Source organism: Rhizobium sp. PP-CC-3G-465, assembly GCF_004343445.1.
GTDB lineage: Bacteria > Pseudomonadota > Alphaproteobacteria > Rhizobiales > Rhizobiaceae > Ferranicluibacter > Ferranicluibacter rubi.
In genome coordinates this window covers 162,639-177,051 of record NZ_SLYH01000004.1, presented here as the reverse complement: position 1 = coordinate 177,051, position 14,413 = coordinate 162,639, and the positions used below count along the sequence as shown (strand labels likewise).

Genomic DNA, 14,413 nt, shown 5'->3' with positions numbered 1-14,413 from the left:
AGGATCAGGCGTCGGCGCGGGCGGTCTGGCGCTGCGAACCGAGACCATCGATCCCCAGTTCGATGACGTCGCCGGGTTTGAGGTAGCGCGGCGGCTTCATGCCCATGCCGACACCCGGAGGCGTGCCCGTGGAAATGATGTCGCCCGGCTGGAGCGACATGAACTGCGAGAGGTAGGAAACGAGATAGGCCACGCCGTAGACCATGGTCTTGGTGGTGCCGTCCTGCATGGTTTCGCCATTGACCTTTAGCCAGAGGCGCAGGTCCTGCGGATCGGGAACCTCGTCCTTCGTCACCAGCCATGGACCGGTCGGCCCGAACGTGTCGCAGGACTTGCCCTTGGTCCACTGGCCCGAGCGTTCCGTCTGGAAGGCACGTTCGCTGACGTCGTGGATCGTGCAATAGCCGGCGACATAGTCAAGCGCTTCGGCCTCGCTCACATATTTCGCCTTGCGGCCGATGACGATGCCGAGTTCGACTTCCCAGTCGGTCTTCTCGGAGCCGCGCGGGATGAGGAGGTCGTCGTTCGGGCCCGAAATAGCCGATGTCGCCTTCATGAAGATGATCGGCTCCGGCGGCACGGTCGCGCCCGTTTCGGCGGCGTGGTCGGAATAGTTGAGGCCGATGCAGATGAACTTGCCCGTGCCGGCGACGCAGGCGCCGAGGCGCTCGTCTGAGGATACCAGCGGCAGCGAGGCCGGATCGACGGAGGCAAGCTTTGCCAGCGCATCGGGATCGATGGACGCGCCGGAGAGATCGGAGATGTGACCGGAAAGGTCGCGAATAGCACCGGTCGCGTCGACAAGACCGGGCTTCTCGGCGCCCTGCGCACCGTAACGAACGAATTTCATGGCAGTATCCTTGCGGTTTCAGTGAAGAGGCGAGCAGCCGATCAGATCGACCAGCCACCGTCGATGGCATAGGCTTGGCCCGTGGTGTAGGTGGCGCCGGCGAGATGGACGGCGAGATCGGCGATTTCTTCCGCCGTTCCAAGCCGGCCCATCGGCTGGCGGGCGATGAAGGCGGCGCGCGCCGTCTCGTAGTCGCCCTGGGCGCGCATGCGCCCTTCGAGCGAGGGGCTCTCGACCGTGCCGGGGCAAATCGCGTTGCATCGGATGCCGGCAGCAACGTAATCGGCCGCGACCGCCTTGGTGAGGCCGATGACGGCAGCCTTGGTCGTGCCATAGGCGAAGCGGTTCGGCACGCCCTTGATGCTGGAAGCGACGGAGGCCATGTTGATGATGGCGCCGTCCTTGCGCGCGATCATACCGGGCAGCACCGCGCGAATGGTGCGGATCATCGCCTTGACGTTGAGGTCGAAGGCGAATTCCAGGTCCTTGTCGGCCATCTCAAGGATCGAGCCGGAGTGGACGACGCCGGCGCAATTGAAGAGGACATCCACCGCGCCGACCTCCTCGACCAGCGCCGTCACGGCGGCGGCGTCGAGAACATCGAGCTTGTGCGTCAGGATACCGGGTTCGCCTGCGATCTCGGAGAGAATGTCGAGGTTGATGTCGGTTGCGTGCACGGTGGCACCCGCCTTGGCGAAGGCGAGCGCCGTTGCGCGCCCGATCCCCTGGGCCGCCGCGGTGATCAGCACCGTCTTGCCCGTCATTGTCGTCGTCATGGTTCCGTCCTCACTTCTGTTTTCGTTCGACGAGCAGAATGTGGTCTGCCGCCAGCACGACCTCGTCACGCTGGTTCAGCACCTCGCACCGCTCGATCACCCGGCCCCTGTCCGCGCGCTTGGGATCATCCTCCTTGGCGGAGATCGTCACCCGCGTCCTGATCGTATCGCCGATATGAACCGGGCGCACGAATCTCAACCTATCGTAACCGTAGGAAAAGGCGACAGGATTGATGAGCGATGCGGTCATTCCGATGCCGATCGAGAAGATCATGGTGCCGTGCGCAATCCGCTGCCCGCCGGGCAAGGTCTTTGCAAATTCGCTGTCCATGTGGTGCGGAAAGAAATCGCCCGTATGACCTGAATGGACGACGAAATCCGTCTCCGTCATCGTTCGCCCCGTCGTCAGCCGCTGGTGACCGAGGTCGTAGTCTTCGAAATAGAGCGTCTGCTCGATCATCTCATCATGTCTCCGGCAGCGCGCGCACAGGCGTCGCGGGCTGCGCGCTGGATTGATAGGCAGCTTCGACCAGGGCCATGGTCCGCCAGGCGTCGTCCACGGCACCGACGAGCGTCTCGTCCTCGCCACTCGCGAAGCGTTGGAGGTTTGCCATCCGGCCGATGAAGGCGTCGGGAAACCATGTGCCTTCGAGCGGGATCTCGACCCAGCCATCGCCGCCTTCGGGGTGGATCCAGAGCTCGTCCGGCTCACCCTCGGGATAGTCGAGATTGACCCCGAGCTTCACGGTGGCCGCCCCTTTGGTGCCGCAGATGCGAAATTCGCAGGCCTGGAATTTTCGCCCGAAATCATGGTCGTGATTGATCGACAGCGCGCAACGCACGCTGTCGCCATAGTCGAGGATCGCGCTCGTTCGTGTCTGCGCGACATCGTGGTTGGGGTGTCCAATGGTCTTCGCATGGACGCCTTGGGGATCGCCCAGCAGACTGCGGACCAGATCGAGATAGTGGATCGAGTGCATCGCGATCTCGATGCGCGGCAGCCCTTTGAGGAAGGGCCATAGTCCCCAGGGCGTCGCCAGCGCCAGATGGGCATCGAAATCGACGACATCGCCGAGCAGCCCGCGCCGGATGGCATCCTTGAGCGCCAGCATCATCGGCGCGAAGCGAAGCTGGAAGTTCACGGCAGCATGAAGCTTGCGCTTCCGGCAAAGGTCGAGGATCTCGGTCGCCGCATCGAGATCCGCACCCATCGGCTTCTGGATCAGGGCGTAAGAACCTTCCGGAATTGCCGAAAGAATGCGCGCATGCGCCGCGGGCGGCGTCGCCAGATCGAAGATTGCGCCTTCGACCGCAGCGGCGTCTTCAACGGAGGCGTAGGCTTCCACACCCCAGCGGGCGGCCGTCTCACGCGCCTTTTCCAAGTCCGGATCGTAAAGCCCGGCAACCGGAAAACCGGCCTTCCTATAGGCGGGAAAATGCGCGTCGCTGACGATGCTGCCGGCACCGAAGATGACGATCGGACGCGGGCGGCTCGGCTTCGGCCACCATTGTTGCAGGCTCGCGGGATCGAAATGCGCGTTGCCTTCGCGAGTGCCAGTCAAGCGGGTTTCAGTCATGATGGAAAACCTCCTCCATCATGGCCCACCACTCACCTTCTTTCCGCGTCTCGAGCGGCTTCTGGCAGGGCATGCACACGGCCCACCATTCCCCATTGCGCGGGTCGGCCGCCATCTTCGCCATATCCGCCGCGAAATCGTTGCCGATATAGGTCCAGGTCCCGAACAGCAGGTTCTCCGGCTCCTTGAGGAAGATCGTATACTCAGTAATATTGCACGCCGAGATCAACGCCAGGATCTCCGGCCACACCGCCGCATGCAGCGCCTTGTATTCCGCGACCTTGTCCGGCTGCAGGCCGATGACCATTCCCATCCGTTGCATCGCGACCTCCTATTGCGCCGTGATATCGCGCGTGAACTCGGAAACGCTCTGCGCCTTGACCGCCTCCCAGTCCCAGGCGATGCCGAGGCCCGGCTCGCTTGGCGCCATCGCTCGGCCGTCACGGATCTCCATGCCCTTGGTCGTCAGGTCGTCGAGCTGCGGGATGTACTCGACATAGCGCCCGTTCGGCACGGCGCAGACGAGGCTGACATGCAGCTCCATCAGGAAGTGCGGGCAGACCGGGATGTCGAAGGCCTCGGCGGCATGCGCGACCTTCAGCCACGGCGTGATGCCACCGATGCGGGCGACATCCACCTGCACGATCGAGCAGGCGCCCTTCTGCATATATTCGCGGAAATGGCGGATGGAATAGATGGATTCGCCGACCGCGATCGGCGTCGCCGTCGAGCGCGTCAGGCGGATATGCCCGTCGAGATCGTCGGCCGGCAGCGGTTCCTCGATCCAGGCAAGGTCGAGCTCCCTGAGCCGCTCGGCACGCCGTATGGCTTCATCTACCGTAAAGCCCTGATTGCAGTCCGTCATGATCTCGAAGCCATCGCCAAGTGCCTTGCGCATTGCCGAAAGGCGGGCGACGTCCTCGGAACCATGCGGCTTGCCGATCTTCACCTTCGAGCCGGCAAAGCCCTTTTCCTTCGCCTGCAGCGCATCGTCCACGAGCGCGCCAGCCTCGATATGCAGCCAGCCGCCTTCGGTGGTGTAGAGTGGGCAGCTTTCGCGTGCGCCGCCGGCAAGCTTCCAGAGGGGCAGGTTCTGCTTGCGCGCGCGCAGATCCCAAAGCGCGGTATCGATCGCTGCCAGCGCCAGCGCGCTGATGGCGCCGATGGTGGTGGCGTGGGTGTGGAATTCGAGTTTGTGCCAGATCGCCTCGATCCGGTCCGCGTCCTCGCCGATGAGAACCGGTGCAAGATGATCGGCCAGCAGCCGCATGACGGAGGAGCCACCGGTGCCGATCGTGTAGGAATAGCCGGTGCCGGTCGCGCCATCGCTGTCGGTGATGGTGACGATGGGTGTTTCCTGGCTGACAAAGCTCTGGATCGCATCCGTCCGCTTCACCTTCGGCTTCAGGTCCACCATGCGCAGTTCGATCCGCTCGATCCGGGCCATGTCAGATCTCCCGGGCTGCGGCCAGGCTGCGCCCGGTCTCGGCCGAGAACAGATGCGCCTGCGAGAAATCGAAGCTCATGGCGATCCGTTCGCCGGATTTGAGCGTCCGGGGATTGAGCATGCGCGACACCCATTCGCGTCCCGCGAACTCCACGAAGACGAGCGTTTCGTTGCCGAGCGGCTCGGTGATCGAGACCGGCAGGGTCACCTCATGGACAGTGCCGTCGCTTCCGGAACTCAGGCCATGACCGCTCGGGAAAATATCGTCCGGGCGCAGGCCGAAGACCACCTTTTCGCCCTCCGTCACCCGGTCCGCAAACTGGCGCGGAAGCGGAAGGCTATCACCGTTTGCGAAGACGAGCTGGCCGGACGCGACACGCGCCTCCTCCATGTTCATCGGCGGCGAGCCGATGAAGCCGGCGACGAAGCGGCTGGCCGGTCGCTTGAACACTTCGTCGGGCGTCCCGACCTGCTCGATGTAGCCGTCGCGCATGATGACGATCCGGTCGGCGAGCGTCATCGCCTCCACCTGATCGTGCGTCACATAGATGACGGTGGACTGTACCTTGGCATGCAGCTTCTTGATTTCGGTGCGCATCTGCGTGCGCAGCTTGGCGTCGAGGTTGGAAAGCGGCTCGTCGAACAGGAAGACTTCGGGATGCCGGACGATGGCGCGACCCATGGCGACGCGCTGACGCTGGCCACCGGAAAGCTGTGCCGGCCGCCGCTCCATCAGCGCGTCCAGACCGAGAATCGCAGCGGCCTCGTTGACCTGCCGGTCGATCTCGCTCTGCGGCTGCTTGGCGATCTTGAGCGAAAAGCCCATGTTCTCGCGCACCGTCATATGCGGGTAGAGCGCATAGGACTGGAACACCATCGAGATGTTGCGGTCGCGCGGCGGCAGGTCGTTGACGACGATGCCCCCGATCTCGACAGCACCGTCCGACACGCTTTCGAGGCCCGCGATCATGCGCAGCGTCGTCGACTTGCCGCAGCCGGAGGGGCCGACGAGCGCGACGAACTCGCCGTCCGCAACATCGAGATCGATGCCGTGGACGACCTGCAGGGCGCCGTAGGATTTGACCAGTTTCTTGAGAGAGACCTGAGCCATGCAATCAGCCTTTGACAGCGCCGAATGTCAGACCTGACACAAGGTGCTTTTGAATGGCGAAGGTCAGAGCCAGCGCCGGGAGGATCATGATCACCGCCAGCGCACACATGCCGCGCCAGTCGATGGTGAATTCGGAGGTGTAATCGAGCAATCCCACGGGAAGCGTCTTGGAATTGACCGACCGCGTCAGCTGCGAGGCGAGCGCGTATTCGTTCCAGCAGGTGAGAAACGAGAAGATGCCGGCGGAGGCGATGCCGGGGCCGGCGAGCGGAAACTCCACCTGCCAGAAGGCCTGCCACCGCGTGCAGCCGTCGATCTGGGCCGCTTCCGCCAGATCGCGCGGCACCTGCCGGAAGAACCCGTCGATCAGCCAGATCGTGAACGGTACATTCAGCGCGACATAGGTGAGGATGAGCCCGAAGTGTGTGTCGATGATGCCGACGCGGGAATAGACGATGAAGAGCGGCAGCGACAGGGCGATGCCGGGGACCGAGCGGGTCAGCATCAGGCCGAGAAACGTGCCGGACTTGCCGCGAAAGCGGAAGCGCGCGAAGGCGTAGCCGCCGGACATGCCGATGGCGAGCGCGATGACGGTGGAGGTGATCGACACGATGAGCGAGTTGCGGAAATAGTCCCAGATCGGAATGCCGCCCTGCCCCACGCCACCGAACATGGCACGATAGGCATCGAGCGTGATTTCCTGCGGGATCCACACCGGCGGTTTCGCCATGATCTCGACCGTCGGCCGCAGCGAACTGAGCACGATCCAGAGACCCGGCAGGCAGATGACGAGCATCGCGAGGAAGAGCCCGATCAGATAGGCGACGTGCAGAACGCGGCGCTTGAGGCGCTGTTTGGAGTTACGGTCCATCTTACCACTCCGCTCCGATCTGGGTCCGGGCCGCAGCAAGCTTCCGGAAGAAATAGACGGTGAACAGGATCGACAGGAGGATCGAGACGTAGGCCATGGCGTTGGCAAGGCCCATCTGCGCATCCGAATAAGCGGTGCGGCCGACAAGCGTCCAGATCAGCTCGGTGCGTCGCGCCGGTCCGCCATCCGTCATGATCTTGACGATGTCGTAGGCGCGCGCAATGTCGAGCGAGCGAATGGTCATGGCGATGTAGGCGAACGGCATGACGAAGGGCAGCGTGACGTAACGGAAGGTCTGCCAGGCCGTGCAGCCATCGACCTTCGCCGCTTCCACCGGCTCCTGCGGCATGGCGAGAAGCCCTGCGAGAATGAGGATGGCGAAGACGGAGGTGGAGGACCAGACTTCGGCAACGACGATGGCGAACAGCGCGAGGTTGCCATCGATCAGCCACGGGATCGCCTGATCCGTCAGGCCGAGCGACTGCAACGCATTGTTTACGAGGCCGACATTGTCGTTGAACATGAACTTGAATTGGAAGCCGACCAGCACCGGGGAAAACATCATCGGAAACATCATGATCGTGCGCAGTATGCGCTTGCCCCGCGTCGCCTTGTTGACGAGCAGCGCCAGGCCGAGGCCAAGCAGCATTTCCAGATTGAGCGCGATGGTGAGCAGGACGATCGTGCGCACGAATGCCGCCCAGAACACCCCGTCCGACAGGATGCGCTCATAATTGCGAAAGCCGGCCCAGACCCAGAGCGTGGCCGGGCGTGTCAGTCGAAACGGCGTGAAGCTCGAATAAAGCGACAGAAGCAGCGGCAGCAGCACGACGGCCGCGAGCACGACGAAGGCCGGCAGCAGCAGGAGAACCGGTGTTGAGATTTTTCGAAACATGCTGTGGCACCTGACGGCCGGCGACAGATGCGCTTGGCCGATCGAGAACGGGGGCCCCCGAAGGCCGTATGAGCCCGAAGACGGTATGAAATGGCGACGAACGGCGCCGCCGGGCTTCGCCCGCAGCCTGAGCTGCGGGCGAAAACGGAGATGGCGTCAGAGCGCGCCGGCATCCTTGAGGATGGTCGTCGCCTTTTCGGCGGCGGCGTCCAGCGCTTCCTTCGACGTCTTGTCGCCGAGGATGGCGGCCTGAAGCTCGGGATAGACCGTGTTCGAAATTTCGATCCATTCCGGCGTCTGCGGTACGGCGAAGGCGCCCTTCGCCGTTTCCTGGAAGGTGCTCAGCACCTCTTTTTTGTAGGGGTCGGAAGCGGCCTGCTCGATGTCCCATTCCCACACGGCGGTGCGGGTCGGCAGGGTGCCGTTTGCGGCCTCAAGCTTCTGCGAGTCCTCGTTGGTCAGGAACCAGACGAGCGACGCCGCAGCTTCCTTGCTGGCGCAGGCTTCCGTGATGGAGAAGCCATGATGGCCAGACCAGCCCGTGCGCTTGCCGGAGGAGCCCTTGGGGGCCACGGTGACGCCGACATTGCCGGCGACCTTGGAAGACTTCGGGTCGTTGAAATAGGTCGCCCATCCCGGCCAGTCCAAGTTGAGTGCGACGGTGCCCGAGGCAAAGCCCGCACCGAGTTCGTCCCAGAGATAGTTGGTCGTGCCGGCGGGAACGGCCTTCGACTTGTAGAGATCGACGAACCAATCAAGCGCCCGGACACCGGCGTCGGAATTGAAGGCAGGCTTGCCCTCTTCATCCAGATAGGCGCCGCCTTCGGCGATCAGCATTTCGTAGAAGCGGCCGTTGATCGCCTCTTCCTTGCCGGCAAACTGCGTGCCGTAGAAATTCGGGGGCGCGGCGAAGAACTTTGCCTGGTCCGATACTTGGCTCCACGTATCCGGCGGCGCGAGATCGTAGCCATACTTCTCCTTGAACGCCGCCTTCTTGGCGTCATCCGTATAGAGGCTCTTCTGGTAATAAAGCGCCGACACGTCGAACTGCGCGCGCGGCAGCATCACCAGCTTGTTGTCGATGGTGGACGCCTTGATGACGGTGTCGACATATTCGCCGACGATCTCCTTCGGCACCAGCGTGTTCAGATCGACATAGAGATCAGGATATTGCGGGGCGAAGGACGAATGGTTCGAGCCGACGCACCAGGAAATCGATCCCGAGGCGATGTCGGACTTGATCTCCTTGTCGAGCTCGAAATGGTTCTTCTTGGAGAGCACGTTGACCTTGGCCCCCGTCGCCTTCTCCCATTCCGCGATCCGCGCATAGAGCGGCTCGTATTGCTGACCACCGATCAGCTTGGCGTCGATCGTGACGCCATCGAATTTGCCCATCAGTTCGGCCGCACCGGCTGTGCCGTGCGCCAGAACGAATGCCACGACGCCGGATACGGCGCCACACAGCAGCTTGTTCATCAGATTCCCTCCTCCGAGTGCACTCCTCCTCGGGAGCACGGTCTCTCATCTGCGAGAAACTCATTCATATACAAACAACATTTTCAGGCATCGTCAAGCGACAACTTTGCTTTGTCGGTCCATCGTTCTTCGTATATGGAAATGCGTATTCACAGGGGATTCCGCATGTCGGACGGAGAAGACGATCGCTACCGCGCACCGGCGCTGGACAAGGGGCTCGATATTCTGGAGCTTTTGGCCGGTGTGGATGGCGGGCTGACGCAGGCGGAGATTTCTAAGAAGCTCAATCGCAGCCCGAACGAGTTCTACCGGATGCTCGACCGCCTCGTGCGGCGCGGCTACATCACCCGCATCGATGGCGACCGTTATTCGCTGACGCTCAAGCTCTTCGGCCTCGCGCAGCTGCACGCGCCGACACGCCGTCTGGCGGCCTATGCGACGCCGCTGATGCGCGACCTTGCGCAGCGGACGCGGCAGGCCAACCAGCTTGCCGTGTTCGACCGCGGCTCCGCCGTCGTCATCGCGCAGCAGGAAGCACCGGATTACTGGGGCATTTCCATCCGCGTCGGCTCGCATATCAGCCTGTTCGACACCGGCTCCGGCCACGTCCTCCTCGCCTTCCGCCCGCCCGAGGAGCGGGAGATGATGATCTCGGAACACGTCAAGAGCCGGAAGGACATCGAGCTGACGCCGGAGTTCTACGCGCGCCTCGACGAGATCCGCGCGCGCGGCTACGAGATGATGGCGAGCGCCCAGACGGCCGGCGTGTTCAACCTCTCGGCCCCCATTCTCGGCCCGGACCGTCGCGGCATTGCGGCGCTCACCGTGCCGTATATCAGCCTCGTCAACGCACCGTCGGCGCCCGATATCTCAACGACGATCTCTCTTCTGCAGAAGACCGCCGAGCAGCTTTCGCTTCTCGCCGGCTCGGACGTCCAGCACGAGGTGCCAGTGGAGACGTGAGGTGCCTTACGGCCCCAAGCAGACACATTCTTATTTGAAACCTCTGCTCCCCTGTGAGAGTGTTCCGGCCGGCGCATGACGCGGGAGGAGCCTCTATGATTATCGACACCCATCTTCACCTGATCGACAGGACAGCCCTCACCTACCCATGGCTGTCCACGGTTCCGGCGCTCGACCGGGATTACCTCTACGAGACCTATCGCCAGGAGGCCCTGCGCTGCGGCATTGCCGCAAGCCTGCATATGGAGGTCGATGTCGCGGCCGAGGAGATCGAGGCAGAAACGCAGCATGTGGGGCAGCTAGCAGCGCTCCCCGAGAGCCTTGTCGTCGGTGCCATTTCCGCCTGCCGGCCGGAAGACGAGAGCTTCCCCGCCATGCTGGAGCGTCAGCGCGAGAACCCACTGGTCAAGGGTTTTCGTCGTGTCCTCCACGTCATGCCGGACGCGCTGTCGGAAAGCGCGGTCTTTCGCGACAACATCAAGCGTATCGGGGGCACCGGCCTCACCTTCGATCTCTGCGTGCTGCCGCGCCAGCTGGGCCACGCGGCGGCACTTGCCGACCTCGCACCCGATGTGACCTTCATCCTCGACCATTGCGGCGTTCCCGATATCAAGGCGGGCGACATCTCGCTCTGGCGGGACGAACTGAAGGATGTCGCACGCCGGCCGAATGTCGTCTGCAAGATGTCCGGGCTCGTCGCCTATACCGATCCCGACAGCTGGAGCGTGGACACGATCCGCCCCTATGCGGAAACCGCCATCCTGCAATTTGGATGGGACAGGGTGGTGTGGGGCAGCGACTGGCCCGTCTGCACGCTCGCCGGCAGCCTCTCGACCTGGGTCGCGGCCACGCATGCGCTGCTCGCAGGCAGCAGCGACACCGAGCGCCATGCGCTGCTGGCCGGTAATGCGCTGAAGCTCTGGAGCCTCGATCTTCCCATTGGAACCTGAGGGATCGCCTCAGATCGTCATGCTGACATGCCGCTCCCGGCCATAGATCGAGACGAGCAGGATAATGACGGCGCCGAGCGACGCCTGAACGGCGGCGGGCTGGAAGCCAAGGCCGATCAGCAGCGTGTTGATCTCGGTGAGAACCAGCACGCCGGCGATCGTGCCGAGATAGCTGCCGCGTCCGCCGACCAGCGCCGCGCCACCGACCACGACCGCGGCAATCGTCTGGAACAGGTAGGGCTGGCCGACATCGCCATAGGCCGAACCGGTGAAACCGAGAAGCAGGATGCCCGTGACGGCGGCAAACATGGCGCTGAGCGAGAAGGTCAGCATCCACATGCGCACGGGGTCGATCAGCGCGAGGGTGGCAGCGCCGGGATTGCTGCCGAGCGCATAAAGCCGCCGGCCATAGGGTGTGCGGGCGAGAACGAGCACGATGAGCGTTGCAAGCACCGCGAGTGCCGGCACCACCCAGGGAAAGGGCAGCGGGCCCGCGGAGCCGCCGATGGAAACGAAGGCGGAAACGTAGGGCGGCGCTGACCCGGACGGGAACCCCTTCGTCCAGAGCAGGACGGACCCCTGCACGATCATGCCGATCCCCAGGGTGACGATCAGCGGATGGATGTCGAGCCGCCGCGAGATGTAGCCGTTCAGCGCGCCGATGAGCATCGCGACCACGATGACGAACAGGCAGACGAGCGCGAAATTCCACTTGTCGCCATAGAGTTGCGCGGCAACCACATTGGCAAAGCCGATGATGAAGGGGATGGACAGATCGATCCCGCCGAGGATGACGACGAGCGTCTGCCCGATGGAGGCAACGGCAAGGAGAGCTGCGATGACCAGCAGAGCGCGGATGGCGAACGGCGAGGAATAGCCCGGAATGACGAGCGTGCCGACCAGATGCAGCACGCCCGCGATGAGGAACGCCATAAGGATTCGGCCGTTCGTGCCGGCGAGGCCCGAGCGGATGCGCAGGGCGAGGCCGGGCCTTGCCTGTTCGGTGCGACCTGTTTCGATGGCAGCCATGTCAGACCTCCCGGCCGCGGGCCGCCCGCTCCTGCACGGCCGTCAGAATGACGGCGGCAACGAGAATGGCGCCATAGGCGATTTGCAGAACGTAGGTGGAAACGTTGAAGGCGGTGAGCACGCTTTGCAGCAGGAAGATATCGATCGCGCCGATAGAGGCGCCGATGAGCCCGCCTCGACCGCCGGCAAGGCTAACGCCGCCAAGCGCGACGGCCGCAATCGAGATCAGCGTATAGGCCTGCCCGATATTCGGGTCGGCCGAGCCGATCAGGGCCGTCAACATCAGTCCCGCGACGGCGGCGAACACGCCCGTGATGACATAGGCGATGAAGCGGACGCGGGTGACATCGACGCCGGCTGTATAGGCCGCGCGGTCGTCGCTGCCGATCGCCATCAACTGGTCGTAATAGGGCAGCCGGCGGATGGTCCACCAGGCGGCGAAGAGCGCGATCAGCGGTAGGGCCGACCAGGGGCCTGCCAGCGCCTTCAGCCAGCCCGGCGCCGGCCCGATCGGCGCGGGCAGGATGGTCAGCGTCACACCGGTGAGGACGAGATAGGTCCCGAGCGTCGCCACGATCGGCTGGATTCGCACCAGTGTCGTCAGCGCCCCGTTGATGGCGCCGATGGCAGCGCCGATCAGCAGGGCTGCGGGAATGATGACAAACGGCGACGAGATGCCGGCTTTCAGAAACAGAAGCTGGATGACGATCGCATTGACGAAGCCCATCAGCGGCCCGACCGAGATATCGATACCGCCGCGTCCCCCGAGAATGACAGGCGCAGAGGCCACCGCCGCGCCGATGAGCGGTGCTGCAAGCCCGATGAGCGAGCCCCAGGCTGCCGGGTGAAAGCGTGCCGGGTTGAGGATGAGGTTGACGAGGAGCAGTATGACGAGGAGCACGAGCGCAAAGCCCGTATCGCGCCAAAGTCCGTGCAGTGTTCGCAGAAGCGCCTTCATCATGCCGCACGTCCGAACATGGCGGCAATGACGGCATCGGTGGTCATGGCAGGACCCTGCAGGTTGGCGACGATATCATGATCGCGGAAAACGAGAACGCGGTGGCACAAGAGCAGGATCTCCTCGATCTCGCTGGAGAGAACGACCAGCGCCATGCCGTCCCGCGCGAGATCGCGAAAGACGTCGTAGAGCACATGGCGGGTGGCGACATCGACGCCGCGGGTGGGGTCGTTGAGCAGCAGCACATCCGGCTTCAACGCCAGGGCACGCGCCAGCAGCACCTTCTGCTGGTTGCCGCCCGACAGCGTGGTGATCGCCGCATCCGGCCGCGGTGCGGCGATGGACAGCCGGTCGCGATAGACCTCGTAGCGCCGCGCGCGCTGGCCGGCGCTGATGAAGCCGAAGCGGGCATCCTCCGACACCGTGGAAATGGCGAAGTTGTCGAGGACGGACTGGGTGGGGAAGATGCCTGTCGCCCGCCGGTCGCGCGGGAGATAAGCGACATGGGCGGCGACGGCCTTACGGAAATCCGTGATCCGCGTCTCGGAGCCGCCCCGTTCCAGAGACACGGCTCCGGCGAGCGGTTTCTGCAGGCCGGCAAGCGTTTCGAGAAAGCGCTCCTGCCCATGTCCGTCGAGGCCGGCAAGCCCGACGATCTCGCCGGAGCGGATCTCTTCGACAATCGGGGTCGCGCCGCGCCGGATGACGAGGTCACGGGCATGAAGGCGTGCGGGATCAGACATGCAGCAACTCCGCAGCCGTTTGTGGCGCCATGCCTTTCAGCAGCTCCGCAGGCGTCGAGAGCCCGCGCTCCTCGGTCGTCACGACCTTGCCGCTGCGCAGGATGGAGATCCTGTCGGAAAGGCTCATCACCTCATCCATGCGGTGGGTGATGAAGAGAAGCAGCGAGCCTTCCGCTGCCAGCTGGCGCATCAGGGAAAAGACGGACTCGCGGTCGGCATAATCGAGCGCAGCCGTCACTTCGTCGAGAATGAGAACACGCGGACGGCGGACGACCGCGCGCGCCAGCACGATCAACTGTTGTGCCGCAAGCGGCAGAGCGCCGGCTTTGACATCGAGCGGTACCGGCGTGACGGCAAAGCGGGCCAGCGCATCTGCCGCCGTCTGCCGCCGCCGGTCGCGCGGGATCTTGCGATGCACGAGCCCGTCGAGCCCAAGCAGGATATTGTCCTCCACGCTCCTGTCCGGCGCGATCAGCACCTCCTGGAACACGGTGGCAAAGCCCGCGGCCTGGAAATCCGCAGGCCTCCGCCCCGAAAACGGCTTCCCGTCCAGCAGCATCGTGCCGCCATCCGGCTGGACGATGCCGGACAGCAATTTCACCAGCGTGCTCTTGCCAGAGCCGTTCTCGCCGAGAATCGTGTGGATCGTGCCGGCGCGGAACGCGATACTGGCGCTGGCAAGGGCCACCGTCTCGCCGTAGCGTTTCGACAGGGTATTGATTTCGAGCATCGTGCCGTCCGCCTGTGGCGGCGGGCCGCCCACCTGG

General features: G+C 63.9%; 16 protein-coding genes. 2 read left to right on the top strand and 14 right to left on the bottom strand.

The window, feature by feature from the left end; genetic code table 11:
• Positions 1–4: 4 nt before the first annotated feature.
• The 10 genes from C8J33_RS16840 to C8J33_RS16795 all read right to left on the bottom strand — a co-directional run bounded on the left by C8J33_RS16840 (position 5) and on the right by C8J33_RS16795 (position 8,922).
• A complete protein-coding gene (locus tag C8J33_RS16840; protein WP_110801331.1) occupies positions 5–850 on the bottom strand; it encodes a fumarylacetoacetate hydrolase family protein in 846 nt (281 codons plus the stop codon).
• A gap of 41 nt (positions 851–891) precedes the next feature.
• Entirely contained in the window at positions 892–1,626 is a 735-nt protein-coding gene (locus tag C8J33_RS16835) for an SDR family oxidoreductase (protein ID WP_110801332.1), read from the bottom strand.
• Positions 1,627–1,636: 10 nt separating this feature from the next.
• A complete protein-coding gene (locus C8J33_RS16830) occupies positions 1,637–2,086 on the bottom strand; it encodes a MaoC/PaaZ C-terminal domain-containing protein (RefSeq protein ID WP_110801333.1) in 450 nt (149 codons plus the stop codon).
• 4 nt (positions 2,087–2,090) lie between these two features.
• On the bottom strand, positions 2,091–3,203 hold the full coding sequence (locus C8J33_RS16825; RefSeq protein WP_110801334.1) for a Gfo/Idh/MocA family protein: 1,113 nt from the start codon (positions 3,201–3,203) through the stop codon (positions 2,091–2,093).
• Positions 3,196–3,525 carry an L-rhamnose mutarotase gene (locus C8J33_RS16820; protein WP_110801335.1) on the bottom strand — a complete coding sequence of 110 codons (330 nt, stop codon included), beginning with the start codon at positions 3,523–3,525 and terminating at the stop codon, positions 3,196–3,198. Before C8J33_RS16820 ends, C8J33_RS16825 begins: the two co-directional genes overlap by 8 nt.
• 9 nt (positions 3,526–3,534) lie before the next feature.
• Entirely contained in the window at positions 3,535–4,650 is a 1,116-nt protein-coding gene (locus tag C8J33_RS16815; RefSeq protein WP_110801336.1) for a mandelate racemase/muconate lactonizing enzyme family protein, read from the bottom strand.
• 1 nt (position 4,651) lies between these two features.
• On the bottom strand, positions 4,652–5,761 hold the full coding sequence (locus tag C8J33_RS16810) for an ABC transporter ATP-binding protein (RefSeq protein ID WP_132448955.1): 1,110 nt from the start codon (positions 5,759–5,761) through the stop codon (positions 4,652–4,654).
• 4 nt (positions 5,762–5,765) lie between these two features.
• The gene (locus C8J33_RS16805; RefSeq protein ID WP_110734992.1) at positions 5,766–6,632 is read right to left on the bottom strand and encodes a carbohydrate ABC transporter permease; all 867 of its coding nucleotides are present in this window, start codon (positions 6,630–6,632) and stop codon (positions 5,766–5,768) included.
• 1 nt (position 6,633) lies between these two features.
• Positions 6,634–7,527: a carbohydrate ABC transporter permease gene (locus tag C8J33_RS16800; RefSeq protein WP_110801338.1), complete on the bottom strand. Its 894-nt coding sequence runs from the start codon at positions 7,525–7,527 to the stop codon at positions 6,634–6,636.
• 156 nt (positions 7,528–7,683) lie between these two features.
• Positions 7,684–8,922: an ABC transporter substrate-binding protein gene (locus C8J33_RS16795; RefSeq protein WP_245420125.1), complete on the bottom strand. Its 1,239-nt coding sequence runs from the start codon at positions 8,920–8,922 to the stop codon at positions 7,684–7,686.
• A gap of 246 nt (positions 8,923–9,168) precedes the next feature.
• On the opposite strand from C8J33_RS16795, the gene C8J33_RS16790 reads away from it, so the two are divergent.
• Together C8J33_RS16790 and C8J33_RS16785 are read left to right on the top strand one after the other, a co-directional pair.
• Complete coding sequence (locus tag C8J33_RS16790; protein WP_110801340.1) at positions 9,169–9,966, top strand: IclR family transcriptional regulator; 798 nt, start codon at positions 9,169–9,171, stop codon at positions 9,964–9,966.
• Between the two features lie 95 nt (positions 9,967–10,061).
• Positions 10,062–10,916, top strand: a complete 855-nt coding sequence (locus C8J33_RS16785; RefSeq protein WP_110801341.1) for an amidohydrolase family protein — start codon at positions 10,062–10,064, stop codon at positions 10,914–10,916.
• Between the two features lie 9 nt (positions 10,917–10,925).
• On the opposite strand, the gene C8J33_RS16780 is transcribed toward C8J33_RS16785, so the two are convergent.
• The 4 genes from C8J33_RS16780 to C8J33_RS16765 are packed head-to-tail and all read right to left on the bottom strand — an operon-like array spanning position 10,926 to position 14,376.
• Positions 10,926–11,945, bottom strand: coding sequence for an ABC transporter permease (locus C8J33_RS16780; protein ID WP_165910690.1), 1,020 nt, complete (start codon positions 11,943–11,945; stop codon positions 10,926–10,928).
• Position 11,946: 1 nt separating this feature from the next.
• Positions 11,947–12,903 carry an ABC transporter permease gene (locus C8J33_RS16775; protein ID WP_110801473.1) on the bottom strand — a complete coding sequence of 319 codons (957 nt, stop codon included), beginning with the start codon at positions 12,901–12,903 and terminating at the stop codon, positions 11,947–11,949.
• Entirely contained in the window at positions 12,903–13,646 is a 744-nt protein-coding gene (locus C8J33_RS16770; RefSeq protein ID WP_110801342.1) for an ATP-binding cassette domain-containing protein, read from the bottom strand. Before C8J33_RS16770 ends, C8J33_RS16775 begins: the two co-directional genes overlap by 1 nt.
• Positions 13,639–14,376 (bottom strand): ATP-binding cassette domain-containing protein, encoded by a 738-nt coding sequence (locus tag C8J33_RS16765; RefSeq protein WP_132664963.1) that lies wholly within the window; start codon positions 14,374–14,376, stop codon positions 13,639–13,641. Before C8J33_RS16765 ends, C8J33_RS16770 begins: the two co-directional genes overlap by 8 nt.
• Positions 14,377–14,413 lie beyond the last annotated feature (37 nt).

Coding starts and splice junctions, on each gene's coding strand:
- C8J33_RS16840 (WP_110801331.1), bottom strand. CDS start 850: ATGAAATTCGTTCGTTACGGTGCGCAGGGCGCCGAGAAGCCCGGTCTT.
- C8J33_RS16835 (WP_110801332.1), bottom strand. CDS start 1,626: ATGACGACGACAATGACGGGCAAGACGGTGCTGATCACCGCGGCGGCC.
- C8J33_RS16830 (WP_110801333.1), bottom strand. CDS start 2,086: ATGATCGAGCAGACGCTCTATTTCGAAGACTACGACCTCGGTCACCAG.
- C8J33_RS16825 (WP_110801334.1), bottom strand. CDS start 3,203: ATGACTGAAACCCGCTTGACTGGCACTCGCGAAGGCAACGCGCATTTC.
- C8J33_RS16820 (WP_110801335.1), bottom strand. CDS start 3,525: ATGCAACGGATGGGAATGGTCATCGGCCTGCAGCCGGACAAGGTCGCG.
- C8J33_RS16815 (WP_110801336.1), bottom strand. CDS start 4,650: ATGGCCCGGATCGAGCGGATCGAACTGCGCATGGTGGACCTGAAGCCG.
- C8J33_RS16810 (WP_132448955.1), bottom strand. CDS start 5,761: ATGGCTCAGGTCTCTCTCAAGAAACTGGTCAAATCCTACGGCGCCCTG.
- C8J33_RS16805 (WP_110734992.1), bottom strand. CDS start 6,632: ATGGACCGTAACTCCAAACAGCGCCTCAAGCGCCGCGTTCTGCACGTC.
- C8J33_RS16800 (WP_110801338.1), bottom strand. CDS start 7,527: ATGTTTCGAAAAATCTCAACACCGGTTCTCCTGCTGCTGCCGGCCTTC.
- C8J33_RS16795 (WP_245420125.1), bottom strand. CDS start 8,922: ATGGGCAAATTCGATGGCGTCACGATCGACGCCAAGCTGATCGGTGGT.
- C8J33_RS16790 (WP_110801340.1), top strand. CDS start 9,169: ATGTCGGACGGAGAAGACGATCGCTACCGCGCACCGGCGCTGGACAAG.
- C8J33_RS16785 (WP_110801341.1), top strand. CDS start 10,062: ATGATTATCGACACCCATCTTCACCTGATCGACAGGACAGCCCTCACC.
- C8J33_RS16780 (WP_165910690.1), bottom strand. CDS start 11,945: ATGGCTGCCATCGAAACAGGTCGCACCGAACAGGCAAGGCCCGGCCTC.
- C8J33_RS16775 (WP_110801473.1), bottom strand. CDS start 12,903: ATGAAGGCGCTTCTGCGAACACTGCACGGACTTTGGCGCGATACGGGC.
- C8J33_RS16770 (WP_110801342.1), bottom strand. CDS start 13,646: ATGTCTGATCCCGCACGCCTTCATGCCCGTGACCTCGTCATCCGGCGC.
- C8J33_RS16765 (WP_132664963.1), bottom strand. CDS start 14,376: ATGCTCGAAATCAATACCCTGTCGAAACGCTACGGCGAGACGGTGGCC.